Source organism: Reyranella sp. GW821-FHT14A01, from assembly GCF_058803965.1.
Map to the genome: position 1 here is coordinate 286,992 of NZ_JBXAPM010000002.1, position 26,497 is coordinate 313,488.

The 26,497-nt window shown below is 66.6% G+C and carries 22 protein-coding genes and 1 pseudogene; 14 read left to right on the plus strand and 9 right to left on the minus strand.

Annotated elements, in window-relative coordinates:
- Window positions 1-23: 23 nt before the first annotated feature.
- The gene (locus tag AC1ROX_RS05210; protein ID WP_493123102.1) at window positions 24-1,391 is read right to left on the minus strand and encodes an MFS transporter; all 1,368 of its coding nucleotides are present in this window, start codon (window positions 1,389-1,391) and stop codon (window positions 24-26) included.
- 195 nt (window positions 1,392-1,586) lie between these two features.
- On the opposite strand from AC1ROX_RS05210, the gene AC1ROX_RS05215 reads away from it, so the two are divergent.
- Window positions 1,587-2,444, plus strand: coding sequence for an isocitrate lyase/PEP mutase family protein (locus AC1ROX_RS05215; RefSeq protein WP_493123103.1), 858 nt, complete (start codon window positions 1,587-1,589; stop codon window positions 2,442-2,444).
- Window positions 2,445-2,451: 7 nt separating this feature from the next.
- Here AC1ROX_RS05215 and AC1ROX_RS05220 read toward each other — a convergent pair whose 3' ends face one another.
- Genes AC1ROX_RS05220 through AC1ROX_RS05230 form a run of 3 tightly spaced genes read right to left on the minus strand, consistent with a single transcriptional unit; the run spans window position 2,452 to window position 9,264 of the window.
- Complete coding sequence (locus AC1ROX_RS05220) at window positions 2,452-3,330, minus strand: transglutaminase family protein (RefSeq protein WP_493123104.1); 879 nt, start codon at window positions 3,328-3,330, stop codon at window positions 2,452-2,454.
- 2 nt (window positions 3,331-3,332) lie between these two features.
- The gene (locus tag AC1ROX_RS05225; protein ID WP_493123105.1) at window positions 3,333-5,834 is read right to left on the minus strand and encodes a circularly permuted type 2 ATP-grasp protein; all 2,502 of its coding nucleotides are present in this window, start codon (window positions 5,832-5,834) and stop codon (window positions 3,333-3,335) included.
- Between the two features lie 55 nt (window positions 5,835-5,889).
- Window positions 5,890-9,264: a transglutaminase family protein gene (locus AC1ROX_RS05230; protein WP_493123106.1), complete on the minus strand. Its 3,375-nt coding sequence runs from the start codon at window positions 9,262-9,264 to the stop codon at window positions 5,890-5,892.
- Between the two features lie 109 nt (window positions 9,265-9,373).
- On the opposite strand from AC1ROX_RS05230, the gene AC1ROX_RS05235 reads away from it, so the two are divergent.
- Both AC1ROX_RS05235 and AC1ROX_RS05240 read left to right on the plus strand, forming a co-directional pair.
- On the plus strand, window positions 9,374-10,117 hold the full coding sequence (locus AC1ROX_RS05235) for an SDR family NAD(P)-dependent oxidoreductase (RefSeq protein ID WP_493123108.1): 744 nt from the start codon (window positions 9,374-9,376) through the stop codon (window positions 10,115-10,117).
- Complete coding sequence (locus AC1ROX_RS05240) at window positions 10,114-11,244, plus strand: zinc-binding dehydrogenase (protein ID WP_493123110.1); 1,131 nt, start codon at window positions 10,114-10,116, stop codon at window positions 11,242-11,244. The genes AC1ROX_RS05235 and AC1ROX_RS05240 overlap by 4 nt, the downstream gene beginning before the upstream one ends.
- Before the next feature lie 36 nt (window positions 11,245-11,280).
- Here AC1ROX_RS05240 and AC1ROX_RS05245 read toward each other — a convergent pair whose 3' ends face one another.
- Both AC1ROX_RS05245 and AC1ROX_RS05250 read right to left on the minus strand, forming a co-directional pair.
- Window positions 11,281-11,877, minus strand: a complete 597-nt coding sequence (locus AC1ROX_RS05245; protein ID WP_493123112.1) for an HD domain-containing protein — start codon at window positions 11,875-11,877, stop codon at window positions 11,281-11,283.
- A complete protein-coding gene (locus AC1ROX_RS05250; protein ID WP_493123114.1) occupies window positions 11,870-12,637 on the minus strand; it encodes a phytanoyl-CoA dioxygenase family protein in 768 nt (255 codons plus the stop codon). Before AC1ROX_RS05250 ends, AC1ROX_RS05245 begins: the two co-directional genes overlap by 8 nt.
- A 117-nt stretch (window positions 12,638-12,754) precedes the next feature.
- Here AC1ROX_RS05250 and AC1ROX_RS05255 point away from each other — a divergent pair, with 117 nt between their 5' ends.
- From AC1ROX_RS05255 to AC1ROX_RS05295, 9 genes and pseudogenes are all read left to right on the plus strand, one after another.
- Window positions 12,755-13,186 (plus strand): hypothetical protein, encoded by a 432-nt coding sequence (locus tag AC1ROX_RS05255; protein WP_493123116.1) that lies wholly within the window; start codon window positions 12,755-12,757, stop codon window positions 13,184-13,186.
- A gap of 110 nt (window positions 13,187-13,296) precedes the next feature.
- The gene (locus AC1ROX_RS05260; protein WP_493123118.1) at window positions 13,297-14,235 is read left to right on the plus strand and encodes a LysR family transcriptional regulator; all 939 of its coding nucleotides are present in this window, start codon (window positions 13,297-13,299) and stop codon (window positions 14,233-14,235) included.
- Between the two features lie 124 nt (window positions 14,236-14,359).
- Window positions 14,360-15,460 carry a TauD/TfdA family dioxygenase gene (locus AC1ROX_RS05265; RefSeq protein ID WP_493123120.1) on the plus strand — a complete coding sequence of 367 codons (1,101 nt, stop codon included), beginning with the start codon at window positions 14,360-14,362 and terminating at the stop codon, window positions 15,458-15,460.
- A 24-nt stretch (window positions 15,461-15,484) separates the two neighbouring features.
- Entirely contained in the window at window positions 15,485-16,642 is a 1,158-nt protein-coding gene (locus AC1ROX_RS05270) for an ABC transporter ATP-binding protein (protein WP_493123122.1), read from the plus strand.
- Between the two features lie 52 nt (window positions 16,643-16,694).
- Window positions 16,695-17,528 carry a carbohydrate ABC transporter permease gene (locus tag AC1ROX_RS05275; protein WP_493123124.1) on the plus strand — a complete coding sequence of 278 codons (834 nt, stop codon included), beginning with the start codon at window positions 16,695-16,697 and terminating at the stop codon, window positions 17,526-17,528.
- Window positions 17,525-18,352 (plus strand): carbohydrate ABC transporter permease, encoded by an 828-nt coding sequence (locus AC1ROX_RS05280; protein ID WP_493123126.1) that lies wholly within the window; start codon window positions 17,525-17,527, stop codon window positions 18,350-18,352. Before AC1ROX_RS05275 ends, AC1ROX_RS05280 begins: the two co-directional genes overlap by 4 nt.
- A 49-nt stretch (window positions 18,353-18,401) precedes the next feature.
- Window positions 18,402-19,664 carry an ABC transporter substrate-binding protein gene (locus AC1ROX_RS05285; protein WP_493123128.1) on the plus strand — a complete coding sequence of 421 codons (1,263 nt, stop codon included), beginning with the start codon at window positions 18,402-18,404 and terminating at the stop codon, window positions 19,662-19,664.
- Between the two features lie 95 nt (window positions 19,665-19,759).
- Window positions 19,760-20,028: pseudogene (locus AC1ROX_RS05290) on the plus strand (type II toxin-antitoxin system RelE/ParE family toxin).
- 104 nt (window positions 20,029-20,132) lie between these two features.
- On the plus strand, window positions 20,133-20,402 hold the full coding sequence (locus AC1ROX_RS05295) for a GNAT family N-acetyltransferase (RefSeq protein WP_493123130.1): 270 nt from the start codon (window positions 20,133-20,135) through the stop codon (window positions 20,400-20,402).
- A gap of 1 nt (window position 20,403) precedes the next feature.
- Here AC1ROX_RS05295 and hslO read toward each other — a convergent pair whose 3' ends face one another.
- The 3 genes from hslO to AC1ROX_RS05310 all read right to left on the minus strand — a co-directional run bounded on the left by hslO (window position 20,404) and on the right by AC1ROX_RS05310 (window position 23,594).
- Complete coding sequence (gene hslO / locus AC1ROX_RS05300) at window positions 20,404-21,348, minus strand: Hsp33 family molecular chaperone HslO (protein WP_493123132.1); 945 nt, start codon at window positions 21,346-21,348, stop codon at window positions 20,404-20,406.
- Between the two features lie 134 nt (window positions 21,349-21,482).
- A complete protein-coding gene (gene argF / locus AC1ROX_RS05305) occupies window positions 21,483-22,409 on the minus strand; it encodes an ornithine carbamoyltransferase (RefSeq protein ID WP_493123134.1) in 927 nt (308 codons plus the stop codon).
- Window positions 22,410-22,412: 3 nt separating this feature from the next.
- Window positions 22,413-23,594 (minus strand): aspartate aminotransferase family protein, encoded by a 1,182-nt coding sequence (locus AC1ROX_RS05310; RefSeq protein ID WP_493123136.1) that lies wholly within the window; start codon window positions 23,592-23,594, stop codon window positions 22,413-22,415.
- 199 nt (window positions 23,595-23,793) lie between these two features.
- Between AC1ROX_RS05310 and AC1ROX_RS05315 the strand changes: the two genes are divergently transcribed.
- Window positions 23,794-25,533 carry a fatty acyl-AMP ligase gene (locus tag AC1ROX_RS05315; protein ID WP_493123138.1) on the plus strand — a complete coding sequence of 580 codons (1,740 nt, stop codon included), beginning with the start codon at window positions 23,794-23,796 and terminating at the stop codon, window positions 25,531-25,533.
- A 9-nt stretch (window positions 25,534-25,542) separates the two neighbouring features.
- Window positions 25,543-26,463: an NAD-dependent epimerase/dehydratase family protein gene (locus AC1ROX_RS05320; RefSeq protein WP_493123140.1), complete on the plus strand. Its 921-nt coding sequence runs from the start codon at window positions 25,543-25,545 to the stop codon at window positions 26,461-26,463.
- The last annotated feature ends 34 nt before the right edge of the window (window positions 26,464-26,497 follow it).

A 26,497-nucleotide genomic window follows, 5' to 3' on the forward strand; every position in this document is an offset into this window, starting at 1 on the left:
TCCTCTTCGAACGTTTGTTGGCATCAGGCCGTCGCCAGCTCCCTGTCGATCTGCTCGATCGACTTGCCCTTGGTTTCCAGCCCGAAGAAATAATAGACCACCCCGGCCATCAGGAACCAGCAGCCGAGATAGAGAAAGGCGATCGGAATCTGCGGCAGCGGAACGTCGGGCTTCAGGTAGTTGTTCGAGCCGACGATCAGCGCCAGGCCGAGCGGCCCGATGATCTTGCCGATGCCGCCGAAGCCGTAGGCGGAGCCCATGCCGGTGGTCCTGAGATGCGAGGGCCAGACTTCCGCCGCATAGGGCCCGACGATCGCGAAGCCGCCATCGGCGAAGAAGAAGGCCAGCGCCAGGATCAGCCACAGGGCCGACATGCCCATGATCGTGGCATTGTAGTTGTAGCCCGCCAGGATGATGAGCACGCCGGCACCCAGCCCGATCAGCCCGCCGCCGGCCCGCCGTCCGATCGTGTCGGACAGGTAAGCGAAGGAGAGGCGGCCGAGGAAGCCCATGACCGTGAGCAGGATCATCATCTTGGCGGCTTCCTGCGGCGTCACCTTCAGAAGCAGCACGAACAGCGAGGGCGCCCACAGGGTGACGCCGTAGACGCCGGTCTGGGCACCGGCATTGCCGAGCCAGGAGACGAGCAGGCTGCGCGGATACTTGAAGAGGTCGAACCAGCTGACCTTGGGCGGCTCGACCGGAGGCGCCTTCGGCAGCGGCAGTTCCTCGGGCTTCATCTGAAGCGCCCAGGCCAGCGACTTGCGGGCTTCCTCGTAGCGGCCCTGGCGGACCAGCCAGACCGGCGACTCAGGCACCCACAGGCGCACCAGCAGGACCAGGAGCGACGGCAGCACGCCGATGGCGAACAGCAGGCGCCACTGGTCGGCGCCCATGAAGGCGCCCAGCACGGCGCCGAGGCCGACGCCGAGGGGGATCACGCAGGTGACGAGGCCGCCGACCCAGCCGCGCTTGCGGGCGGGCACGAACTCCTGGACCAGCGGAAGGTCGACGCAGTAGAGGCCACCGACGCCGAAGCCCACGAAGAAGCGCATGATGGTGATGTAGATCCAGCCATTCTCCGGCGTGAAATAGAGCAGGCCGGTGGCGATCGAGAAGTTCAGCACGGTGCCGATGAACACCTTGCGGCGGCCGATGCGGTCGGCGAGCCAGCCCCAGATATAGGCACCGAGGATGGCGCCGACGCCCGACGACAGCAACACGATTGCAGACTGTCCGAAGGTGAGTTTCCAGGGCCCGATCAGGAAGGCGAGAACGAAGCCGATGAGAAAGTAATCGAAAAATTCGAGGGCATCGCCGATCACTGCTGCAGCGATGATCTTCTTCTGGTTGCCGGTCAGCTTGGTCTGCCGGTCGAGAACGTCGAACATGGCATTTCCCCTGTGCGCTTTTGTTTTGGGGCGCCTGTCGCGCACTTTTCAGCGCGTCCCTGCCCGTCACGCTACGCCCCGGGTTACCGCAACTGCAAGGCTGCGACCGCCGCCGTGTTTGCCCGTCGAAATGCATCGCTGCATGACTGCCCCCACCTTTGCTAAGGAGTAGAGGACCAGAGGGGGAGATTCGTCATGCACTGGACCGATCGCCGGAAACGTTTCCGCGCGCTGCTCGCGGGCGACCGCTGTATCCATCCGGGCTCGGTGTTCGATCCGATCTCCGCGCGCATCGCCGAGGATCTGGGCTTCGAGATCGGCATGTTCGCCGGCTCCGTCGCCTCCCTGACGGTGCTGGGCGCACCCGACCTGATCGTGCTGACCCTGAGCGAGTTCGCGGGCCAGGCCTATCGCATCAACCGGGCGGGCAACCTGCCGCTCATGGTCGATGCCGATCATGGCTATGGCAATGCACTGAACGCGCGCCGCACCGTCGAGGAGCTGGAGACCGCGGGCGTCTGCGGCCTCAGCCTCGAGGACACCGAGCTGCCGACCCCCTACGGCACCACCGCGCCGCGCCTGATCTCGATCGACGAGGGCGTCGGCAAGATGAAGGCCGCGCTGGGCGGCCGGCAGGATCCGGACCTTTGCATCGCCGGTCGCACCAGCGCCGTGATGATCACCGGCCTCGACGATGCGATTGCGCGCGGCAAGGCCTATGAAGCGGCCGGCGTCGATGCGCTGTTCTTCGTGGGCGTGCGCACCCGCGCCGAGCTCGATGCGATCTCCGAAGCGACGACACTGCCGATCATCCTGGGTGGCGTGTCAGGCGACCTCACCGACCTCGCCTATCTCAGCGCACGCCGCGTCCGCATAGCCCTGCAGGGACACCAGCCTTTCGCCGCGGCGGTCAAGGCGACCTACGAGACGCTGAAGGCACTGCGTGAGGGCACGCAGCCCTCGAAGCTGCAGGGCGTGGCCAGCGCGGAACTGATGAAGAAGGTCACGCGCGACGCCGACTACACGCGCTGGACGAAGGATTTTTTGGGCTGAGCGAAGCTCAGCCCGTCGGGATCAACGTCACGGCGACTCCGTAGGAATGGGAGTCGCCGCCCAGGATGACGCCGCGCAGCGGGCTCACGTCGGAGAAGTCGCGGCCCCAGGCCACGGCGACATGATCCTCGTGCGCGACCAGGTCGTTGGTCGGGTCGAGATGGACCCAGCCGGCGGCCTCGCCGCACCAGACCGCCACCCAGGCGTGGCTCGCATCGGCGCCGCGCAGCGCGATGTCGTCCTTGGAATTGATCGTGCGGATGTAGCCCGAGACATAGGCCGCCGCGAGGCCGTGGGCGCGCAGCGCCGCGATCTCGACATGGGCGAAGTCCTGGCAGACGCCGGCCTTGCCGGCGAAGACATCTGCAAGCGGTGTCGAGATATCGGTGGCGCCGGGATGATACTCGAAATCGGCCTTGATGCGCGAGGTGAGCTCGCGCGCCGCTTCGAGGATCGGCCGTCCCGCCGTGAAGGACTTCGCGCCGTAAGCCCGCAGCGCCTCGACGCTCGGCACCAGCGGCGACTCATGGATGAACTCACTGGCCTCGACCGGCTTGGGAAATCCGTCGCCGAGAAGCGAGGCGCGGATGTCCTCCCACGGGGGCGTCGAAGCGGCCGGTGGCGGCTCGGGGAAGCGCACGTCGACCTCGGCCCTTACCTCGATGTCGAAGCGCGTATGCGGCTTGTCGATCCGATAGATGTCGATGAGGTTGCCGAAATGGTCGACATGCTGCACGGAAAGCGCCGGCAGCGGGCTGGTGACGATGCTGATCGAGCTGACGTCCTGCCCCGGGAAACTGCGGGCACGCAGATGCGCGATGTGGTGCGCTGAATCCACCGTGCTGGCGTAGCTGTAGGTCGTGCGATGCGAGAGCAGGTAGTGCACGCTCAGTCTCCACCCGGGGAGCCGACGGCCTGGGCGGCCGGCACATGCGAGAAATAGGCGCGCGTGATCGCCTCCGAAAGCTTGTCCAGCTGCTGCTCGGTGTCGGAGGCGACGTCGCGCAACATCGCCAACGCCAGTCCTTCGTGGCGCCACGCCTGCTCGTCGCCGCCGAACTGGCGCACGACGGTCTCGAGATCCTGCTCCAGCGACTCCGGCAGCGGGGCAACCCGGTAACCCGACGAGTGGGCAAGGTAGTCAAGATGGGCCTTGATGGCGCGCAACTGGAACACCAGGCCGCGTGGATTGGCGTCGTCGAGCATGACGAGGTCCAGCACCGGCGCGGGCTGGAGCTGGCCGAGATAGCGGGTGCGGTAGGTGATCGTGCTGTCGCACAGTTCGAGCGCGAGCCGCATCGCGGCGTCCCAGTCGATCGGCGAGACCATGAAGGGACCGAGCGCGCCGTTCAGCACGTGCAGCGCGCGTTCGAGGCGGCGGCCGAGGTCGAGGAAACGCCATCCCGTGCCGCGCGTCATGTTCTCCTGTGCGAGGCCCGACAGCGTGGCGACGAAGCGCACGATCTCGTCGAGGGCGGCGAGCAGGCGGTCGAGGTTGCCGCGGGCCGCCAGCAGGCGCTTGCGCACCTCGATCATCTCCGGCCCGGCGGCGGTGGTCATGTCGATCGAGAAGCGGTCGCGCATGGTGGCGGTGAGCCGCTGGATGCCGTCGAGCACGGTGGCCAGGCCGCGATCGTCGGCAGCAACGGCTGCCAGGCCCTGCTGGAACAGCCCGCTCTCGGGCGGCGCCAGGGCCGAGCTGTGGTCCATGAGGTTGGCCTGGTCGAGCAGCCGGCCGAGCAGCCGGAGTTCGATCGCGTCGCGCGGGCCGACCGCGCCCTGCGCCACGCGTGACGCCGTCGTGCGCAGGAGCCGCGCATCGTTGTCGAGGCGCTCGATGTAGCGGCCGAGCCAGAAGAGATTGTCGGCGACGCGGCTCTGCAGGTCCGCGGTGCCGCGCTCGACGCTGAGCTGGTGGAAGCGCCGGGTCGTGGGCAGCTGGACGTCGGCCGCGTCCTCGGCCAGCACCCACACGTCCTTCAGCGTGCCGTGCAGGCGGGACAGCGAGCGCAGCGCGGTGTCGCCGTCGGGCTCGCGCGCGAGGCCGCCCGGCAGCACATGATAGGTGTCGTGATCGGCCACCACGAAGACGCGCAGCACCACGGCGGACGGCACGAGCGCCTTGCCATCCCATTTGGGCGTGAGCGACGGCGTCATCGGATACTGCGCGACGAACTGGCCGGGATTGGCGCGGATGCGCTCGACCAGCGCCTTGCGTTCCGCCGCTTCCAGCATGCCGACGACGATGGGCTCGCGGTCCTGGCCGAGGCAGGGGCGCACGATCATGAGGTCGAGATTGGCCAGGGCGAAGCTCAGCGCCGAGGGCTCGCCCAGCCACCAGACATCGAGCGACGGCAGCTGGAGCGTCTCGCTCAGCAGGTGCTGGCTCAGCTGTTCGAGGAACGGCATGATCGCCGGCGTCTCGACGACGCCGGATCCCAGCGCGTTGGCGAGCGAGATCGCGCCGCTGCGCGTGGCCTCGACCAGGCCCGTGACGCCGAGCGCCGAATCGGCGCGCATTTCGAGAGGGTCGGCAAACGAACTGTCGAGGCGCCGCAGCAGGACATCCACGGGCCGCAGGCCGGCCAATGTCTTGATCGACACCTGGCCGTCGCGCGCCACCAGGTCGCCGCCCTCGACGAGCGGGACACCCAGTACGCGCGAAAGATAGACATGCTCGAAATAGCTCGCCGACAGCAGGCCCGGCGTCAGCACCGCCATGTTGGGCTGCGCCACCGAGGCCGGCGCCATCGAGCGCAGTGATTCGTGCCAGCGGTCGACGAAGGGCCGGAGATGGCGGACCGGGATGGACCGGAACGCCTCGGGCAGGCTGCGCGCCAGCACGCGCCGCATCTCCAGCGCATAGCCGACGCCGGCGGGAAGCTCGGTATGGTCGGCCATCACATGCCAGCGCCCGTTGCTCAGCCGGACGAGATCGACGGCATAATGGCCGAGATAGGCTTGCGGTGCTGCGCCGTCCTTAACCCGGGCCGGGCGCAGGAAATGCCGGTTGGCGTGGACCAGCATCGGCGGCAGCAACTGCTTCTTCAGCAGGTCCTGCGGCCCGTAGACGTCGGCCAGCACGCGGTCGAGCAGGCGGGCACGCTGGATCACGCCGGCTTCGATATGAGACCACTCGTCGGGCGCGATGACCATCGGCAGCGGGTCGAAGGTCCAACGGGCCGCGGCCCGATCGTCCACCAGATTGACGGTGGCACCTGATTCGTCGAGCTGCCGGCGCGCGCGTTCGACCCGTTCACCCAATCCGCCCGGAAGCGAGCGGATGATGCTCAGGATGCCTTGCCAGTGATAGCGGATCGACTTCTGGCCGGTGACCAGTTCGTCGTACGCGCTTGCCGGCGACGAAGAGAGGCCGCGCAACGACTCCATGGGCCCGCAACAGAATGGTAATGTGGGAAGCTTCGAGACGGCCGAACTATAGGCCCTAGGCCCGTCGCAGGTCGAGCGTCAGAGGGTGCTCCGGATTGTCGAGCGGACGCGGTTCCGGCGACGTTCCACCGGTATGGCCGATGGCAAAGAAGCGTACGCGACGACGTGCCTCGGCCTCGTTGGCGTTGACCGGAACGCGGTCGTAGCTGCGGCCGCCTGGATGGGAGACGTGATAGGTGCAGCCGCCGATCGAGCGGCCGCTCCACGAATCGTGGATGTCGAAGGTGAGCGGGGCGTGCACGCCGATGGTCGGGTGCAGCGAATTGGCCGCCGACCACGCGCGATAGCGCACGCCGGCGACATATTCGCCGGCCGTGCCGGTGGCGCGCAGCGGCAGTTTCCAGCCGTTGCAGGCGATGACATGGCGCTGGTCGTTGAGGCCCGCGACCTTGACCTGCAGGCGCTCGACCGTGGAGTCGACATAGCGCACGGTGCCGCCGCCGCCGGGCTCTTCGCCCAGCACGTGCCAGGGCTCCAGCGCATGACGCAGCTCGAGTTCGAGACCGCGCTGCGCGATTTCGCCGAGCCTCGGGAAGCGGAACTCGAAATGCGGCGCGAACCAGTCCGGCGCAAAGTCGTACCCCGCGTCGCCGAGATCGGAGAGCACGTCGTTGAAATCCTGCCAGACGAAGTGCGGCAGCATGAAATCGTCGTGCAGGCGCGTGCCCCAGCGGCTGAGCGGCCGTTCGTAGGGGCGTTCCCAGAACTTGGCGACGAGGCCGCGCAGCAGGGCCTGCTGCGCCACGCTCATGCGCCAGTGCGGCGGCATCTCGAAAGCCCGCAGCTCCAGCAGCCCCCGCCGGCCGGCAGCGGAATCCGGCGTGAACAGCTTGTCGATGCAGAACTCGGTGCGATGCGCATTGCCGGTGGCATCGACCAGCAGGTTGCGGAACACGCGATCGACCAGCCAGGGCGGCGTCTGCCGGCCCGGGGCGATCTGCTTGAAGGCGATCTCCAGCTCATGCAGCGCATCGTTGCGCGCCTCGTCGACGCGGGGATGCTGGCTGGTCGGTCCGATGAACAGGCCCGAGAAGAGATAGGAAAGCGAGGGATGGTTGAGCCAGTAGCCCAGCAGGCTCTTCAGCAGGTCGGGCCGGCGCAGCATCGGCGAGTCGGCGGCCGATGGTCCGCCCAGCACGAAATGGTTGCCGCCGCCGGTGCCGGTGTGGCGGCCGTCGATCATGAACTTCTGCGCGCCCAGCCGCGTCGTGCGCGCTTCCTCGTAGACGATCTCCGTGCGCTCGACGAGATCGGTCCAGTTCGCCGAGGGATGGATGTTGACCTCGATCACGCCGGGATCGGGCGTGACGCTGAAGTTCAGGACCCGCGAATCGTTGGGCGGCGTGTAGCCTTCGATGAAGATCGGCTGGCCCTGCTCCTCGGCCGTGTCCTCGAGCGCCGTCACGAGGTCGAGATAGTCCTCCATGCGCTCGGTCGGCGGCATGAAGACGTGGAGATGGCCGTCGCGCGGTTCGAAGGCCATGGCGGTGCGCACCATGCCGGCGGCCGAGGTGCCGACGGCCGGACCCAGGCCCGTATTCGGGGCCAGGGCGCGCCGCCACGCTTCGCGCCGCGCCTCGGCGTCGCCGGCCGCATCGGCGGCAAAGTTGGGCTCCTGGCGACGCAGCACCGGCGCGCGCCGGAAGGCATCGAGCGGCGGCAGATCGGGATGCGGCGCCATCGGATCGGGCTGGACGATGATGTCGGTGTCGCCGGGTGCCGCCCAGGGCAGCGAATCGAGCGGCAGCCGGTAGCCGATCGCGGAGTCGCCGGGGATCAGGTAGCACTTTTCGGTGCGCAGGAACCACGGACCGCTCTTCCAGCGAGGGGCGTGTCCTTGTCCATTGCTGCGCCCGTTATGGTCGCGAATAACCGGCAGCACGTAGCCGACCGAGCTTTCGAGGCCCTTCTCGAAGACGCGCGCCAGGCGCTCGCGCTCCATCGGATCCTTCACCTTGGCCTCGTCGACCACGACGTTGCTCGGCAGCCGCCGTTCGCGCCACAGATAGTACCAGGTGTCCTCGTAGGCCGGGAAAAGGTAGTCGGGATCGAGCTGCAGGCGCTGCGCGAAGGCCAGCGCAAAGCGGTGCGCGGCCTCGACGGTGGCGCCGACCGGCTTGGACTCCAAGGCGTAGAGCTGCTGGTTGCGCCAGATCGGCTCACCATCCTTGCGCCAGTAGCAGCCGAGCGCCCAGCGCGGCAGTTGCTCGCCGGGATACCATTTGCCCTGGCCGAAATGCAGCAGCGGGCCGGTCGCAAACCGATGGGCGAGCTTGCGGAACAGCACGCCCGCCAGTCGCCGCTTTTCGGGGCCGAGCGCCAGCGTGTTCCATTCCGGCCCGTCCATGTCGTCGACCGACACGAAGGTCGGCTCGCCGCCCATGGTGAGGCGCACGTCCTGCTTGCCGATGTCGCGCTCGATCGCCTCGCCGACCTTGAGCAGGGTGGCCCACTGCTCCTCGGTATAGGGCTTGGTGGTGCGCGGCGTCTCGCGCACGCGCGACACCGTCATCTCGTGCTCGAACTCGACTTCGGCCTTTTCCAGCGCGCCCTCGATCGGCGCCGCGCTCGACGGCTCGGGCGTGCAGGCGAGCGGAATATGGCCTTCGCCGGTCAGCAGGCCGGAGGTCGGGTCGAGCCCGATCCAGCCGGCGCCCGGAAGATAGACTTCGCACCAGGCATGGAGGTCGGTGAAATCGTGGGTCGGCCCCTCCGGCCCTTCGAGCGGCTTCTCGTCGGCGACCAGCTGGATCAGGTAGCCCGAGGCGAAGCGCGCGGCGAAACCCAGGTGGCGCATGATCATCACCAGCAGCCAGCCGGTGTCGCGGCACGATCCCTTGCCGAGGGCGAGCGTCTCCTCGCAGCTCTGCACCCCGGGCTCCATGCGCACGATGTAGCCGATATCCTGCTGCAGGCGGGCGTTGAGGGCGACGATGAAGTCGATGGTCCGCGGCTTCTCCTTGCGGTCGACCTTGGCCAGCCAGGCCGTCAGCTTCGGTCCCAGCGGTTCCAGCTTGCGGAACGGCGCGATCTCCTCGGCCAGCGAGGGGTCGTAGGCGAAGGGCCAGGTTTCGGCCGAGGGCTCCAGGAAGAAGTCGAACGGGTTGATGACCGACATGTCGGCCACCAGGTCGACCGTGACGTCGAACAGGTCGGTCTTTTCGGGAAACACCAGGCGCGCGAGGTGATTTCCCTGCGGATCCTGCTGCCAGTTGATGAAATGCTCGGCCGGCGTGACCTTCAGCGAATAGGAGAGGACGGGCGTCCGGCTGTGCGGCGCCGGCCGCAGGCGCACGATCTGGGGCCCCAGCTCGATGAGTCGGTCGTACCGATAGGTCGTCCGATGATGCAGCGCGACTTGGATGCTCATGACGGCCTGCTGTTTCGCTCCGAGACAGACTAAGCAAGGCACATGCCACTAAGCAAGGAAGTGGCGCTATGCTTCTGCCATGATACTTTTTTGACCGGGCTGTTTCACCATGACCAACTATTTCGATCTGACGGGCAAGGTTGCCCTCGTCACCGGCGGCAGCCGCGGCCTGGGCTACCAGATGGTGAAGGCCTTTGCCGCCCATGGTGCCGACGTCTTCATCACCAGCCGCAAGCTCGAAGCCTGCGACAGGGCCGCCGCCGAAGTACGGGCGATGGGCCGCAAGGCCGCGACCCATGCCTGCAACGTCGCCAACTGGCAGGAACTCGACGGGCTGGTCGACGCGGCCTACGCGGCCTTCGGCAAGGTCGACATCCTGGTGAACAATGCCGGCTCCTCGCCGCTGGCGCCCTCGTCGCTGGAAACCTCCGAGCAGCTCTTCGACCGCATCGTGTCGCTGAACTTCAAGGCGCCGTTCCGCCTGATGTCGCTGGTCGGCAGCCGCATGGCGGCCGGCGAAGGCGGCTCGATCATCAACGTCTCCAGCGCCGGCGCGCTGCGCCCGCGGCCGCAGATCGCCCCCTATGCCGGCGCCAAGGCGGCGCTCAACGCGCTGACCGAGGCCTTCGCCGTCGAGTACGGGCCGAAGGTGCGGGTCAACACCATCTCGCCGGGCCGCTTCCTGACCGACGTCTCCAAGGCCTGGCCGGAGGAGCACAAGGCCAACCCGACGGCGGCGCTGAAGCGCAGCGGCCAGCCGGAGGAGATCGTGACGGCGGCGCTCTATCTTGCGTCGAGCAAATCGAGTTTCACTACCGGATCGCTGGTCCGGGTCGATGGAGGAATCGCATGAAAATGAAAGCTGGCGTTCTCACGGTCTGCGGTGCGCCCCGCCCCTTCGCGAAGTCGAAGCCCATCCATGTCGTCGAGGTCGATCTCGATCCGCCGGGCGAGGGCGAGGTCCTGGTCAAGGTGGGCGGCGGCGGCCTCTGCCATTCCGACCTGTCGCTGATCAACGGCGACCGGCCGCGCCCCGTGCCGATCGTGCTGGGCCATGAAGGTTCGGGCGAGATCGTCGAAGTGGGAGCGGGCGTCCACGACGTGAAGGTCGGCGACCATGTCTGCTTCACCTTCAACGTGAGCTGCGGCCGCTGCCGGCGCTGCCTCGAAGGCCGCCCCTATATCTGCGAGCGCTCGATCAGCCCGCGCGCGGCCGGTCAGCTCCTGTCGGGCCATCATCGCCTGCACATGGACGGCAAGCCGGTGAACCATCACTCGGGCGTCTCCTGCTACGCCGAATATGCCGTGGTCGATCGCGGCTCGATCGTGGTGATCGACCGCAGCCTGCCGCTCGATGTGGCAGCGCTGTTCGGTTGTGCCGTCGTCACCGGCGTGGGCGCTGTCGTGAATACCGGCAAGATCGAGCCGGGCAGTTCGGTCGCGATCGTCGGCCTGGGCGGCGTGGGTCTCAGCGGCCTGATGGGCGCGGTGCTCGCGGGCGCCGGCCGCATCGTGGCGATCGATCTTTCCGACGAGAAGCTCGGCCTCGCCCGCCAACTCGGCGCGACCGATACGGTGAATGCCAAGGACGTCGATCACGTGCAGCAGGTGCGCGATCTCACCAATGGCGGTGTCGATTATTCCTTCGACCTCGCCGGCACCATCAAGGCGATGGAGACCGCCTATCTCGTGACGCGCTGGGGCGGCACGACGGTGACGGCGGGCCTGTCGCCGATCGCCGCCGACTTCGCATTCAAGCAGAGCGGCCTCGTCAGCGAGGAGAAGACGATCAAGGGCTCCTACATGGGAAGCTGCGTGCCGGTGCGCGACATCCCGCGCTTCATCGCGCTCTACCAGCAGGGCAAGCTGCCGGTCGACCGCATGGTCAGCCAGCGCATCGGCTTCGATGAACTGAACGAGGGCTTCGACCGGCTGCAGGACGTCGCCACCGTGCGCCAGGTTTTGGTGCCGCACGGATAGGTCGGACACACAGCCGCCAGGGGCGGTCCGCCTCGATTATCGAATGAGCGAGAGGATCAGGCCTCTCCAATTTGCCAGAGGCGGCGTCGGTTGCCGCGGGATTTTTGCCTTGTCGTCGATCCGCCGGAGCTTGATCGCGTTCTCGGCCCAGGACGCGGCATCGAATTGCCTGGCTTCGTCGGCGCTCATCGGGCCGCCCTGTACCTCCAGGCTTCTCTTCGATGCCGCCGAGAGGCCGTTCCAGTAGTCCTGGTCGACGGCACAGAGGTAACGCTTCGCTTCGACGTGCCAACGCACTGGCTCGGCCACCGAGGGGGGGAACAGGGTCTGGAGCCAATCCGCTCCGATGCTCTCGTGGCGCAGATTGGTGCGAAGAAAGTCGCCTTGTCCCGCATGCTCGCGAACGAGCAGATGGCCGATGTCATGAAACAAGGCAGCAATGGTGAGGGCAGCGTCGCAATCCCGGGCGGCCAGTGCCGCACTTTGCAAAGCATGTTCGAGCTGGGTAACGCCGGGATCGTATCTCGTGGCGCCGTGCTCGGTCAGCCACGCGAACAGATCGTCGACAAATCTGCCTGGATCCCCCTGAGTTCGATGTGGCAGTTGAGAAGGCCGGGGCATCGCTTCACGCATTGCGGCCTCTGAAATGCCCGATGGTGCTGATCCGCACGCGGTCATCGCTCGCGTGAGCCTGCGCAAGGCGGTCGGCTCGTGCGCGATAATAGGACGCGCGCTGATCGCCCTCCGATGCGCGGTTGTAGGTCAGATAAAGGGCACGTCGCGGGAGGTTCGTCATGTTGGGCCCTGAGCGATGCGGCACCAGGGACGAGAACAGAACCATGCCTCCGGCCGGCACCGGGGCGGGAACCCACTCCAGTGCTTTCTCCAGGTCGGGAGGGAGGCAGCCATCACCATTGTCGGGCAGCAGCCCTTCGAAATCTCCCCGCGCGAACTCGAGACACCCGTTCTGCTGGGTCATCCCGTCAACGGCGATGAGGCAAGTCACATGATGCTGGATGTATGCATAAGCCATCGCATCCTGGTGGGGATTGAAGCCGGCACCGCCCGGTAACTTATAGTTCAGCTTCTCTTTGTAGATGATTGCCGGCTCAGTCAGCACTTCTCCAACGACCTGGGGAACTGCGCCTTCGCAGATCAGGCGCCGCAGCTCGGCGTGGTCTTCCAGAAAGCGTTCGGTTCGACAAAGCGTGCGCCCGGCGACTGTCTGCTCGAAATAGTGCAAACGCTGCTCGTCCGCATCTGGAGACTGTGCGAGCTGGTCGACCCAGTCATCGAGCGACTGGCGGGCTTCGCGTGGCAGGGAATTTTCCAGGACCAGCCAGCCAAAGGTATTCCAATGATCGATCTGCTGATTGTTGAGGATGGGTGACATGTCGGGATGATGACCGTTGAACGTCCGATCTCCCAATCAGTCTTTCTTATGGGACTCATAGCAGGCAGTCACACAGGCCTTCATCGGGGTGCAACATGAGGGCCTTAGCCTTCGTTGATGATCGCGCGATTCGCTTCGATGATCCGGCGGTGGCTCGGCAGGGAATTGGTGATCGACGGTCGGCAGATCTACATCGTCGATGATGGTGTTCTCGCCGATCGGGACGCGCCAATGACGCCGCTCGACCACGTCCTCGCAGCGTTCCTGCGGACGAGAAGCGGGCAACCTCTTGAAGTGGCACCCATACGGGCCTGGTCCCTGGCGCAAGAGAAGATCGCGCTGGCAGCCATCGTGATCCGCCAGTCACGGCTTTCGGGCATCGACGTCCTGGATGCCGGCCAGCTCGGTCGATTTCTCGAGGAAACCAAAGAAGCTGCGTCAAAGGATGCGCTGCAGGACCTGGCCCGGAGATTCAGGCAGAAATGGCAGGAGGCCAACTATCTCGCCTATGTCCATCTGAGGGCGTCGGCCTCTGCCACCGTGCTGTGAGTCGGCCGTCATAAGACCTTCTCGGCTCTATGCTCTGGTCAAACTTATGATTGTCGCGGGATCGGCCCGCAACTGCGCGGGCCCTGCAACAGCTCGAGCGAGATTCGATCGTGGCGACCAAACCGAGACCCGGCGCAAAAGCGGCTGTCACCCTGCGCCAGCTGCGCGCCTTCCTGCTCACTGCCGAAAATGCCAGCGCCTCGATGGCCGCGCGGAGTTTGGGGGTCACGCAACCCGCCGTCAGTCAGCAGCTGCAGGAGCTCGAAACGCTGCTGCGCGTGCGGCTGATCGAACGGGTCGGCATCCGCATGCTGCCGACGCGCGCCGGCCGCGCGCTCATCGAGCCCGTGCGGCGCGCCTTTGCCGCCTTCGATCAGATCGAACCGGCCATTGCGCCGTTCCGCGAGCCCGATACGGGGCTGGTTCGCCTGGGAACAGGGGCTACGGCCTGCATTCATTTCCTGCCGGAGCCGCTTGCACGCACGCAGGCACATATGCCGAACCTGCAGATCGTCGTACTGACAGGCAACACGCCCGATATCGTCTCTGCCGTCGAGGAAGGCGCAATCGATGTCGGATTGGTGACGGGAGACGAACTCAGGACGAATCCGTCAATTCACATGGAGCATGTGTTCGACGAGGAGCTGGTCGGCATCCTGCCGAAGAAGCTGGAGCTTCAGCTGCCTCTCATGCCGCAGCCGCAGGATCTGGCGCATTTGCCGCTGATCCTGTTCGATCCGGCGGGCCGTACTCGCGACATCATCAACGGCTGGTTCCGGGCCGGGGGAACGCGCCCCATCCCCGCCATGGAACTGGGCAGCATCGAGGCCATCAAGATGCTGGTCGGTGCGGGGCTGGGCGTGTCGCTGGTTCCCGATATGGCGACACGATCATTGCCAGCGTCGGTCGTCCGCCGGCGCCTGGCGAAGCCTGCACGCCGGCACCTTTCGCTGGTCATGCGGACCGACAAAGTCCTCGACGCCGGGCTGAGGGCCCTGCTGGGCGAGATTCGCGCGTCAGCGCAATTGCTGAAGAAGCCTCCCGCATGATCGTGCCCGGATAAGAAACAGCGGCACCTTCCGATAAGCCCGGCCATTGGCTTTGTTATCGAAGCGTATTCTCCGGCGCTTAGTCTTCGCGCATCGACTTTTTCGCGCGCAAGGAGACAAGGTCTTGAACCAACCGAACAGCACGCCCGGGCTCGACTCGGCGCCCGGTCCCATCGGCGGCCAGCTGGCTTGGAAGAGCGCCGATCTCGCGACCGACAAGTCCTGGATTCACCGCCTGACGGAGCAGGAGGTAGCCGAGCTGGAAGCGGCGGCCGATCACTCCAGGGCCGTGGCGGGTGACATTCTCGATCTGCGGCGCGAACACTTCCCGCTGCCGACCCTCGCCGCGAAAGTCGCGGTCCTGCGCGCCGATATCATGGATCGCTACGGATTCGGCTATCTGCGCGGCCTGCCGGTGCACAAATACGATCGCGACACGGTCATGCGGATGTACTGGGGGCTGGCCTCGCATCTCGGCGACGTTGTCCCGCAGAATCGCAACGGTCACATGATCGGACACGTCATCGACATCGGCACCCGCGTCGACGACTACAACAAGCGCCTGACCCAGACCTCGGCCGGCCTGTCGTTCCATTCCGACTCCTGTGACGTGGTCGGCCTGTGCTGCCTGCATACCGCAATGGAGGGCGGCGAGAGCGCGCTGGTGAGCGCCATTGCCGTGCACGACGAAATGATGCGCCGTGCACCCGATCTCTGCCGCACGCTCTACCAGCCGCTCACCGTCGATCGCCGGGGCGAGGTGCCGGAAGGCAAGTCCCCCTGGATGCGCATTCCGTTGTTCATGTGGCAGCACGGCACCTTCACCGGCTACGCACCGCTGCTCGAGTATCTCAACTCGGCGCGCCGCTTCACCGATGCGCCGCCGATGACCGACCAGCAGTGGCAGGCGGCCGAGCTGTTCTTCTCGATCTGCAACGACCCGGCCTTCTCGGTGAAAATTCCGTTCGAGGCGGGAGACTTCCAGTTCGTGCACAATCATGTCGTCTTCCATTCGCGCACGCCGTTCGAGGACTGGCCCGATTCAGCAAAGAAGCGCCACCTCATGCGCATCTGGATCTCGCTGCCCGACGGCCGCGAGCTGCATCCCGCGATCGCCGAGCGCTGGGTCCATATCGAGCGCGGCACGGTACGCGGCGGGGTCAACATTCCCAACCGCCGGGCGCTGACCATTCCAATGGAACCGATGACGCCAGCCTTTGCGTGATTATGCGTTTGTGTCGGGGGTAGCGTGCCAGCTCTGAGCCTGCGAGGCGTTTCCAAGTCGTTCGGTTCCGGGACCGTGCTGGCGGACATCGATCTCACCGTCGAGGAGGGCGAGATCGTCAGCCTGCTCGGCCCCTCGGGGTGCGGGAAGTCGACGTTGCTGCGGATCATCGCCGGCCTGGAGCGTGCCGACACCGGCGCCGTGCAGATCGGGCCGCGCGACGTCTCCAGCCTGCCGCCGGGCGCCCGCAATGTCGCAATGGTCTTCCAGTCGCTGGCGCTCTATCCGCATCTCACCGGCCGGCAGAACATCGCGTTGCCGCTGCGCGCGCGACGGCTGACCCGGCTGCAACGGATGCTGAGCCCGTTGCGGCTCCTTCCGTCGGTGCGGGCGATCGAGCGGGAGATCGACGCCTCGGTCGACAGCATCGCCGGCCGGCTAGACATCAGCGGCATGATCGATCGCGTGCCGGCGCGGCTGTCCGGCGGCCAGCGGCAACGGGTGGCGATCGGCCGCGCGCTGGTGCGCGACAGCCGGCTGCTGCTGCTCGACGAGCCGCTCTCCAGCCTCGATGCCAAGGTACGGGTGCAGGCGCGCGACGAGATCGTGCAGATTCAGCATGCTTTCGGCATCGCCTGCGTCTTCGTCACCCACGACCAGGGGGAGGCGCTGGCGATCTCCGACCGCGTCGCGGTGATGCTGGAGGGTCGCATCGCTCAGTTCGGCACGCCGGCCGAGATCTATCGCGATCCCGCCTCCCTCGCGGTCGCACGCTTCGTCGGCACGCCGACGATCAATGTGCTGGACGGCTCCGCCGATGCAGCGGGGCGCGTACACGCTGCCGGCTTCGCCTTCGATGTCCGGCTCGGCGCCTCGACCGGCCAGAAAGTGAGCGTGGCGGTGCGGCCCGAACATGTGCGGATCGTCACGGGCCATGACGAGAGCAGACCCGTGCTGCGGGTCGTGCGCGTCGAGGATCACGGACATGACGGCCTCGTCCATCTCGCCGATCGGGAGGGCAAGGACGCTCTTCTCGTTGCCCGCGCCGGTCGGGCCCTCGCATTCCGGCCCGGCGACGAAGTCCGCGTCGCGATCTCGGCCGATGATGCACTTTACTTCGCCGAGGACGGCACGCGGCTTGCCCGGCTTCCCGTCACGATCGCGGCCTATGCACGTGGCTGAGGCGCAGTCTCCGCGTTGGCGGGATTCCATTGCCGGTCCCTACCTGATGCTCATGCCGGCGGTTCTGCTGCTGGTCGTGATGATACTCGTGCCCCTCGCGCTCGTGGCCGCCACCGCCTTCACCGACTGGCATCTGGGCGGTGGTCTCCCGCAGTTCGTGGGTTTGGAGACCTTCCACGCGCTGCTCGAGGATCCGGACTTCCAGGTCGCGATCTGGAATACCGTTCGCTATGTCGGGTTTGTCGTGCCCCTGACGACCCTGGTGGGCCTAGCCGTGGCGCTGCTGATCGCCGAATGCGGGCGCGGGCAGGCTCTCTACCGCATGATCTTCTTCCTGCCGTCGGTGGCGACGCTCGCGGCGATGGCGGTCGCCTGGCAGATGCTGCTCAGCCCATCGGTGGGCGCCGTGCCGCAAGTGCTGCGCCTCCTGGGCTTCGCGCCCGGCAACTGGCTGCAGGATCCGCACGCCGCGCTGCCGACCCTGGCGATGATCGGTATCTGGAGCGAGGCAGGGTTCGCGATGCTCTTCTTCCTGGCCGGCCTGAAGACCTTGCCGCACGAACTCAAGGAGGCGGTGGCGCTGGACGGAAGCGGGTCGGTGCTCGACCGGCTATGGCATGTGACCTTGCCGCATCTCGCGCCGATCACGGTCTTCGTTCTGGTCTTCAGCACGATCCATGCGCTGCGTGTGTTCGACACGGTCGCGATCATCACGCGCGGCGGTCCCGAGAAGGCGACTTTGGTCGTGCTCTACTACATCTACCAGGAAGCCTTCTCTCTCTTCCGCACGAATCTGGCTGCGGCGGCCACGGTCCTTTTCATCGCGGTGGTCCTGGCGCTGAGCCTGATCCAGCTCTACGCCACGCGGGCGGGGCGCGCCCGATGACCGGCGCCCGCCTCGCCGCACTCGCGCGCCATGTCGTGCTTGCGAGCGGCGCCCTGCTGGTGCTGCTGCCGCTGCTCTGGGCGATCCGAATCTCCCTGCTCCCGGCGGAGGACGTGTTCTCGCCGGAGTTCCGGCTGCTGCCCAGCCGTTGGATCGGCCTCGAGAACTATGCGCGCGCGCTCAGCGCCTCGCCGCTGCTGCACTTCCTGGCGAACGGCGTCATCGTCTGCTTCGCAATCATCGTGTGCCAGGTTCTGGTCGCGATTCCCTCCGCCTACGTGCTGGCCAAGGCCCGTGTACCGGGCCTGCGCCTGATCTGGCTCGCCGTGCTGGTGGCGCTCGTGGTTCCGCCGGCGGCGCTGGCGCTGCCGCTCTTCATCATGGCCGCGCAGGCAGGGCTGATCGATACCTTTGCCGGCCTCGTGCTGCCGTGGACGATCTCTCCGCTCGGCATCTTCCTGCTGCGCCAGGCCTTCCTCCGGGTTCCCGACGAGATGATCGAGGCGGCACGCCTCGACGGGCTGGGCGAGGGCGAGATCCTGGTGAGGTTGCTGGTCCCCATGGTCTCGCCTGCCATCGGCGCGCTCGTCATTCTCTCTTTCGTGGCGCATTGGAACGACCTCCTGTGGCCCTCGGTGGCGGTCACGTCCGGGACCATGGCGACTCCGCCGTTCGGCGTGATGCTGTTCCAGGTCCAGGAGATCGGCTCCGACTACGGACCGTTGCTGGCGGGCGCTCTCATGATCGCAGCACCGTTGCTCGTTCTGTTCGTGCTGATCCAGCGGCGCTTCCTCGACGGCATGACCTGGCTGGGCTCCAAATGATGCCCGCTGTTTCCCCGAATTCCATCCTCCACAACGAGCGAGCTGTTCGATGAAACGTCTGTTCTTCCTCTTGTCCACCACGCTGCTGCTCGCATTTGCGGGCGTGCGCGGCGCCGGCGCGGTCGAGATCACCGTGCTCTATCCGCAACCCTATCTCTACCAGGCCCCGATCGAGGAGATCGTGAAGGCCTTTGCCGAGAAGCGGCCGGACATCAAGGTGAAGCTGCTGGCGCCGACCAAGTCCTATGAGGAGGCGGCGAGCGCCGTCCTGCGCGGCGCCGTGACGGGCAGCATGCCGGACGTCGCCTTCAATGGTACCAACCTCATGCACCTCTTCGTCGATCGCAAGCTTGCCGTTCCTCTCGACGCCTTCGTGGCGAAGGAGCCGGACTGGGCAAAGCAGGGCTACGTTCCGGGCATGATCTCGACCGGCCTCGTGAACGGCCAGCTCTACGGCATGCCGTTCGCGCTCTCGACGCCGATCCTCTATTTCAACGCCGACCTGGTGCGCAAGGCGGGTGGCGATCCCGCCCTGCCGCCGAAGACCTGGCCCGAGATGCTCGCCCTTGCGAGCAAGATCACCGATGCGGGCAGCAATACCCAGGGCGCCTACCTGCTGTGGACGACCACCGGTAACTATCTCTGGCAGGAGCTGCTCTTCACGCACGATGGCCAGATGCTGTCGCCCGACGGCAAGAAGGTGGGCTTCGACACGCCGGCCGGCCTCAAGACCTTCGAGATCCTGCGTGATCTCGTGAAGGAGGGCGGCATGCCGAACCTCACCGACGAGCAGGCCACGCAGGCGTTCATTGCGGGCAAGATCGGCTTCTATCTGGCTTCTTCGGCGCGCGTGAACAGCTTCATGAGCCGGATCGGTTCGCGCTTCGAGCTTGGCACGGCGCCGTTCCCCAGTCCTCGGCCCGACTCGAAGATCGTCTCGGGCGGTGCGACGATGATGGTCCTCGCCAAGGACACGGCCAAGCAGGCGGCGGCCTGGGAGTTCATCAAGTTCGCGGCCGGCCCGATGGGCCAGACGATCATGGTTCGCCATACCGGCTACATGCCGTCGAACCAGATCGCGATCGATACGCCTGAGTTGCTGGCCAACTACTACGCAAACAATCCCAACATGCGGACGGCCATCTCGCAACGGGCGCGCACGACGGCGTGGCTCGGCTTCCCGGGCGAGAACAGCCTCAAGGCGATCCAGGTGATCTACGACGCCATGGAGTCGGTCGTGGCGAGCAAGGCCACGCCGGAAGAGGCGCTGAAGCGGTCCGCCACGCAGGTGCAGGCGCTGCTGCCAAAGTAGCTGTCAGCGGGGAGAAGACGATCGAGGGCTCCTGTATGAGAAGCCTTGCCCATGTACCATGGAGTGGTACATGGGGACATGCGAAGGTCGCCTGAATGATCTCGAGTTTCCAGGACGATTGGCAGAGAACGGATTTTGTCGATGATGTCAGGTCCCGGCATATCCCATCCGATCTCGACAGCCGTTTGTTCCAGAAACTCCAGATGATCGACGACGCAACGAGCGATCAGGATTTGAGGGTGCCGCCGAGCAATCACTTCGAGACGCTGCGCGGCAACCTTGTGGGTTTCACTCGATCCGCGTCAATAAGCAGTGGTGCCTGGTACTCCGGTGGGAGTCGCAACGAGGTGAGCACGCCCTCTGAAGATCGCAGCGTGACGATCGGTCGATGTCCATCACGATAGCCGTCGAAACGCCGCTGCAGGACGAGGTGCGCGCGCGGACGGGTTGGCGATCGCATGCGGGGCGTTGAAGCGGCATGCCGGCGGCGTCGGCGAGGTGAAGCGCATGTACACGCGGCCCAGCCATCGGGGCCGCAGGATCGGCGATCAGATGATGGCGCGCATCGAGGCGATGGCGCGGGAAGAGGGGCTGAAGCGCCTCGTGCTGGAGACTGGCGACCAGCACTACGCTGCCTGGAAGGTCTATGAGAACGCGGGCTTCGTGCGCTGCGGCCCGGTGCTCGACTATGCCGACGTCAAATGGTCGGTGTTCTACGACAAGAACATCGCCGGCTGAGTTACTCGGCGGCGGCGTAGATGCGGTCGAGGTCGCTGTCGTCGTAGGCGTATTCGGTCGAGCAGAACTCGCACTTCACCGCGACGCGACCGGTCTTGTCGCGCAGGTCGTCGAGTTCGTCGCGCTTGATCGATTGCAGCACGCGGTCGATGCGGTCGCGGCTGCAGCGGCAGCGCGCCGTGAACGCGCGGCGCTCGAAGACGCGCGGCTGTTCCTGATGGAACAGGCGGTGAAGCAGGGCCGTGCCGGGCAGCGCCGGATCGAGCATCTCCTTCTCGGTGGCCGAGGCCATCAGGATGACCGCCTTGCGCCAGTCGTCCTCGCGCTGTTCGGCGTCGACGTCGAGGCGGCCGGCGTCGAACTCGGGCATCTGCTGCACCATCAGCGCCGAGGCGTGCCAGTGATGCTGGCCGTCTGAGTTGCTGCGGTGTGCGGTGATCTTGATTCCGGTCGGCAGCTGTTCGGACTGGCGGAAGTAGGTGTGGGCGCAGTCGGCCAGGGTCGCGCCCTCGAGCGGCACGACGCCCTGGTAGCGTTCGGTGTGCTGGCCCTGGTCGACAGTGAAGGTGAGGCGGCCCTGGCCGAACAGCTTCGGGATGTAGCCGGCCGGCACGTCCTCGTTACCGCTGCCCAGCGCAATGGCGAGCTTCCAGGAATCGAATTGCGCATAGCCGCGCAACGCGCCGTCGCTGGTGAGGTCGGTGACGAGCAGGCGGATCGGTCCATCGCCCGTGAGCTGCAGGGTGAAGATGCCATCGTATTTCAGCGAGGTGGCGAGCGTGGCGCACAGCACCATCGCCTCGGCGAGCGGCCGCGCCACGGCAAGCGGATAGCCGTGGCGCTCGATCACTTCGTCGAGCGCGGGTCCAAGTCTGACCAGCCGGCCGCGCACGCCGAGCGCGTCCAGTTGGAACGGAAGGACGCGGTCCCAGTCATCGGCACTCATGCTCCCTCCACCGTCATAGGGGGGAGGGCTGGGGAGGGGGAAAGCAACGCGATGAGAAGCGGTAAGGAGACGATCATACTGGGGCTTGCCCCCACCCTAACCCTCCCCCGTATGACGGGAGAGGGAATTGTTGGTTAAGACAGGCACCAGGCCAGGATGCTCTTCTGCGCGTGCAGGCGGTTCTCGGCCTCGTCGAACACGACCGACTGCGGACCGTCGATCACCTCGGCGGTCACTTCCTCGCCGCGATGCGCGGGCAGGCAGTGCATGAAGATCGCGTCCTTCTTGGCCTGCTTCATCAGGTGCTTGTCGACCTGATAGGCGCGCAGCAGGTTGTGGCGTCGCGCGGCGCTCGGGCTGTCCGGATCCTCGTCGCCCATCGACACCCAGGTGTCGGTGACGACGCAGTCGGCGTCCTTCACCAGCTTCTCGGGGTCGTGACCGATCGAGATGCGGCCCTTCGACTTCTCGGCCCACTGCACCACGTCGGCCGGCGGCGTCAGCTCGTTCGGGCAGGCGATGCGCAGTTCGAAGTCGAACTGCACGGCCGCGTGGATCCACGACGTCGCCATGTTGTTGCCGTCGCCCGACCAGACCACCGACTTGCCCTGGATGGGGCCGCGATGTTCCTCGTAAGTCATGACGTCGGCCATGAGCTGGCAGGGATGCGTCTTGTCGGTCAGCCCGTTGATCACCGGTACGGTCGCATACTTCGCCATCTCGAGGAGCTTATCCTCGACGGTCGTGCGCATCATGATGATGTCGACGTAACGGCTGAGCACGCGCGCGGTGTCGGCGATGGTCTCGCCGCGGCCGAGCTGCGTGTCGGTGCGGCCGAGCATGATCGTCTGGCCGCCAAGCTCGCGCATGCCTACTTCGAACGACACGCGGGTGCGTGTCGAGGGCTTCTCGAAGATCATGGCCAGCGTCTTGCCGGTGAGGGGCTTCTCGTGCCCGCCGTCGGAACGCGCCTTCTTCATCGCCTTGCCGTGATCGAGGATCTGGCGAAGCGTCTTGGGATCGACCTGGTCGAGGTCGAGGAAGTGCTTGGGTGCTGCCATGGCCTACTCGGCCGCTTTCGGCGCCGCCTCGAAGGATTCCGCCGCCTGCTCGAGAATCGCGATGCCCTCGTCGAGCGCCGCCTTGTCGGCGATCAGTGCCGGGAAGATGCGGACCACGTTCTCGCCGGCCGGCGGAACCAGGAGCCCCAGCGACTGCAGCTTGTTCACCATGTCGCCCACCGTCACCGACGGGGCGCACTGGATGCCCTGCAGGAAGCCCATGCCGCGCTGCTCGACGAACACCTTGGGGTGCTTCCTGCAGAGCTCCTGGAGCTTGCCCTTGAGGTACTCGCCCTTTTCACGCACGTCCTCGATGAAGCCCGGCGCCAGCAGGACGTCGAGCACCGCGTTGGCGACGCCGGTGGCCAGCGGGTTGCCGCCATAGGTCGAGCCGTGCGTGCCGGGGACCATGCCGACCGCCGCCTTCTCGGTCGCCATGAAGGCGCCGATCGGGAAGCCGCCGCCCATGCCCTTGGCGATCGCCGCGACATCGGGCTTCACGCCCGACCAATCGTAGCCCCACAGCTTGCCGGTCCGGCCGAAACCCGTGTGGATCTCGTCGTAGAACAGCAGCAGGCCGAACTCGTCGCAGATCGCGCGCAGGTCCTTCAGGAACTCAGGCGTGGTGGCGCGAATGCCGCCTTCGCCCTGGATCGGCTCGACCAGGATGCCGGCGGTCTCGTCGTCCACCATGTCGCGCACGACGTTGGTGTTGTTCAGCGGCGCGTGCAGATAGCCGGGCGCCGGCGGGCCGAAGCCTTCGAGGTACTTCTCGTTGCCGGTGGCGGCGAGCGCGTTCAGCAGGCGGCCGTGGAACGCCGCCTGGAAGCAGATGATCTTGTACCGCTTGGGCTGGCCGTTCATGTACTGATACTTGCGGATCAGCTTGATGCCGCCCTCGATGGCCTCTGCACCGGAGTTGCAAAAGAACATCGTGTCGGCGAACGAATTCTCGGCCAGCCGCTTGGCCAGCTTCTCGCCGTTGCCGACCCGGAACAGGTTCGACGTGTGCCAGAGCTTGGAGCCCTGCTCGGTCAGGGCCTTGACCAGGTAGGGATGGCAGTGGCCCAGCGCGTTCACGGCGATACCGGACGTGAAGTCCAGGTAACGTCGGCCGTCCACCGCGTAGAGATAATTGCCCTCTCCGCGTTCGAACACGACGTCCTTGCGACCGTACGTCGGCATCACAGCCGTAATCACAGCGAGCCTCCCTCAAAAACCAAAAAACCCCCGCCGTTCCGACGATTCCGGGATGGAAACTCCGGGCCTTGGCGAGGGGCCGGCACTATCTTATCCGGGTCCGGGTGTGTCAACTTGGGCCGGACAGCCCGGAGGCACACGCCTTGAGGGGTTTTGACCCCTCTGCTAGGAGACCCGCCTTCCGATGAAGTTGCTGCCGACCCGCAATTCCACGCTGCCCCTGCATCGCGCCGGCTTCACCTCCGTGCCCGCGATGCTCGACTATGCGGCGAAGGGCGAGACCGGGGTGACCTTTTTTAATGCCAAGGGCGAGCAACTTTCGGCCTTGTCATGGCGCGAGGTCCGCGACCGGGCGCAGGTCGTCGCGCGCAAGCTGATCGGTGCGGGATTTGCGCGCGGCGAGCGCATCCTGATCACGGCCGATACCTGGCCCGGCTTCTTCGACTCCTTCTTCGGTGCGCAGTATGCGGGGCTGCTACCCGTGCCGGTGTCGATTCCCGTCGGCATCGGCGGCAAGGACGCCTATCTCGACCAGCTGCGCCGCCAGTTCGCCGCCTCCGGCGCCGTCGCCGCGGTCGGCCTCGACGATCTCGCGGGCTACCTGGCCGATGCGGCGCAGGAGTTTCCCGCCGTTCGTCTTCATGGCGGCGTGGACGTCATCCATTCCCTGCCGGAGAAGCCCGTCGACCTGCGGCCGCTCGGCGCCGACGATCATTGTTACATCCAGTTTTCATCCGGCAGCACGCGCCATCCTCACGGTGTGCAGATCACCCAGCGCGCCCTGATGGCCAATCTGGCCGGCATGGTCGGGTCGGCAGGACTGGGCGTCGTCGAGGGTGATCGCGCGGTGAGCTGGCTGCCGCTCTATCACGACATGGGCCTGATCGGCTTCCTGATGGGGCCGATGTCGAGCCAGCTCTCGATCGACTATCTGACGCCGCGCGACTTCGCGCGCCGGCCGATGCAATGGCTGAACCTGATCTCGCGCAACCGCGGCACGATCTCCTACAGCCCGAGCTTCGGCTACGACCTTGCCGTCCGCCGGGGCGCGGCGCAGGTGCCGCCCGATCTCGACCTGCGCTGCTGGCGTCATGCCGGCATCGGCGGCGACATGGTGCGGGCCGACGTGCTGGAGCGCTTCGCCACGACCTTCGAGCCGTATGGCTTCGACAACACCGCCTTCATCCCGAGCTACGGCATGGCCGAGGTCTGCCTCGCCATCACCTTCTGTCCGCACGACACCGAAGTCCGTACCGATGCCGTGGACCGCACGGCGCTGGCCGAGAGACAGCGGGCGGTGCCGGCGGCCGACCCGTCCGACAGCCAGCGGGCGCGGCGCTTCGTGATCTGCGGCCGCGTGCTGCCGGGCCACCGGCTCGAAGTGCGCGGTCCCGACGGCACCGTGCTGGCCGACCGCGAGGTCGGACGCATCTTCGTGTCGGGGCCCAGCGTCATGCCGGGCTATTTCGGCGAGCCCGAGGCCAGCCGGGAAGTCCTCTTGGACGGTTGGCTCGATACCGGTGACCTCGGCTACATGCTGGACGGCGAGATCGTCGTCACCGGCCGCGCCAAGGACCTGATCATCGTCAACGGCCGCAATGTCTGGCCGCAGGACATCGAATGGGCGGTCGAGGCCAAGCGCGTCGTGAAGAACGGCGATGCGGCGGCCTTCTCCATCGATACAGGCGAGGGCGAGCGTGTGGTCGTGGCCGTGCTGGCGCGCGTCTCGGGCGACGAGGCGCGGGCCTCGCTGGCGCGCGACGTGGCGGGCGCGGTGCGCGAGGCGATTGCCGTCGACTGCGACGTGGCCCTCGTGCCGCCGACCATGGGCCTGCCGACCACCTCGTCCGGCAAGCTGTCTCGCGCCCGGACCAAGGCCAACTACCTGGCCGGCCTCTACGCGCCGAAGCCCGAAGCGGCCTGACGGCTCGCCATGGCCAAGCTGGTCGCCGTCACCGGGGCCACCGGCTTCGTCGGACCGCATCTCGTGGCAGCCCTCGCCCGCCGCGGCTGGCGGTTGCGTCTCCTGGTCCGGCGATGGACCCCGCTGCCCTCGCTGGCCGGCGTCGATGCCGACCTGATCCTGGGCGATCTCTCCTCCGAGGCCGCCCTTCGCCAGCTCGTCGACGGGGCGGACGCGGTGGTCCATGCCGCCGGGCTGATCAAGGCCCGCATGGACGCCGACTTCCTGCCGGTCAACCGGGACAGCGCCGCGCTCCTCTCGGCGCTGGCGCCCGACGCCCACATGGTCCTGCTCTCGTCCCTGGCCGCCCGCGAGCCGCAGCTTTCTGCCTACGGAGCGAGCAAGCGCGCGGGAGAGGCAGTCGTCGCCACCCGCAGTGGCCCGTGGACGGCCGTCCGCGCCCCGGCGGTCTACGGGCCGGGCGATCGGGAGACGTTGGCCTATTTCCGAGCGGTGAAGTCGGGTATTGCGCCGCAGCCGCGGCTTCCGTCCGCCCGCCTGTCCCTCATCCATGTCGCCGACCTCGCCGAGGCGTTGGCACTGACCGTCGAGCGTCCGCCGCCGAACGCGACTTACGAGATCGACGATGGCCGGGCCTATACCTATGCCGACATGGCGGCCGCCGCGGGCGAGGCGCTGGGCCGCCGGCCGTGGCGGATCGCCGTGCCGCGCCGCGTCATGGCTTGTCTCGCAGAGTGGAACGCGCTGCGGCAGGCCCTGGGTGGGGAGACGCAGATCCTGACCCGGGGGAAGGTGAACGAGATCTTCCATCCGGACTGGTCGGTCGCGGACCGAAGGCTGGCCGCAGCGATTGGCTTCCAACCTCGTTATGACCTGAGGTCCGGCTTCCACGACACCATCTTGTGGTACCGGGCGAAGCACTGGCTATAGAGCGTGTGAAATACGGCGTAACAATTTGTCATTT

Bases quoted from the DNA above. Each gene is read 5' to 3' on its own strand.
- AC1ROX_RS05215 (WP_493123103.1), top strand. From the start codon at position 1,587: ATGCACTGGACCGATCGCCGGAAACGTTTCCGCGCGCTGCTCGCGGGC.
- AC1ROX_RS05250 (WP_493123114.1), bottom strand. From the start codon at position 12,637: ATGTCACCCATCCTCAACAATCAGCAGATCGATCATTGGAATACCTTT.
- AC1ROX_RS05320 (WP_493123140.1), top strand. From the start codon at position 25,543: ATGGCCAAGCTGGTCGCCGTCACCGGGGCCACCGGCTTCGTCGGACCG.
- AC1ROX_RS05285 (WP_493123128.1), top strand. From the start codon at position 18,402: ATGAAACGTCTGTTCTTCCTCTTGTCCACCACGCTGCTGCTCGCATTT.
- AC1ROX_RS05245 (WP_493123112.1), bottom strand. From the start codon at position 11,877: ATGCGTGAAGCGATGCCCCGGCCTTCTCAACTGCCACATCGAACTCAG.
- hslO (WP_493123132.1), bottom strand. From the start codon at position 21,348: ATGAGTGCCGATGACTGGGACCGCGTCCTTCCGTTCCAACTGGACGCG.
- AC1ROX_RS05275 (WP_493123124.1), top strand. From the start codon at position 16,695: ATGCCGGCGGTTCTGCTGCTGGTCGTGATGATACTCGTGCCCCTCGCG.
- AC1ROX_RS05315 (WP_493123138.1), top strand. From the start codon at position 23,794: ATGAAGTTGCTGCCGACCCGCAATTCCACGCTGCCCCTGCATCGCGCC.
- AC1ROX_RS05210 (WP_493123102.1), bottom strand. From the start codon at position 1,391: ATGTTCGACGTTCTCGACCGGCAGACCAAGCTGACCGGCAACCAGAAG.
- AC1ROX_RS05280 (WP_493123126.1), top strand. From the start codon at position 17,525: ATGACCGGCGCCCGCCTCGCCGCACTCGCGCGCCATGTCGTGCTTGCG.
- AC1ROX_RS05225 (WP_493123105.1), bottom strand. From the start codon at position 5,834: ATGGAGTCGTTGCGCGGCCTCTCTTCGTCGCCGGCAAGCGCGTACGAC.
- AC1ROX_RS05230 (WP_493123106.1), bottom strand. From the start codon at position 9,264: ATGAGCATCCAAGTCGCGCTGCATCATCGGACGACCTATCGGTACGAC.
- AC1ROX_RS05255 (WP_493123116.1), top strand. From the start codon at position 12,755: ATGATCGCGCGATTCGCTTCGATGATCCGGCGGTGGCTCGGCAGGGAA.
- AC1ROX_RS05235 (WP_493123108.1), top strand. From the start codon at position 9,374: ATGACCAACTATTTCGATCTGACGGGCAAGGTTGCCCTCGTCACCGGC.
- AC1ROX_RS05310 (WP_493123136.1), bottom strand. From the start codon at position 23,594: ATGCCGACGTACGGTCGCAAGGACGTCGTGTTCGAACGCGGAGAGGGC.
- argF (WP_493123134.1), bottom strand. From the start codon at position 22,409: ATGGCAGCACCCAAGCACTTCCTCGACCTCGACCAGGTCGATCCCAAG.
- AC1ROX_RS05240 (WP_493123110.1), top strand. From the start codon at position 10,114: ATGAAAATGAAAGCTGGCGTTCTCACGGTCTGCGGTGCGCCCCGCCCC.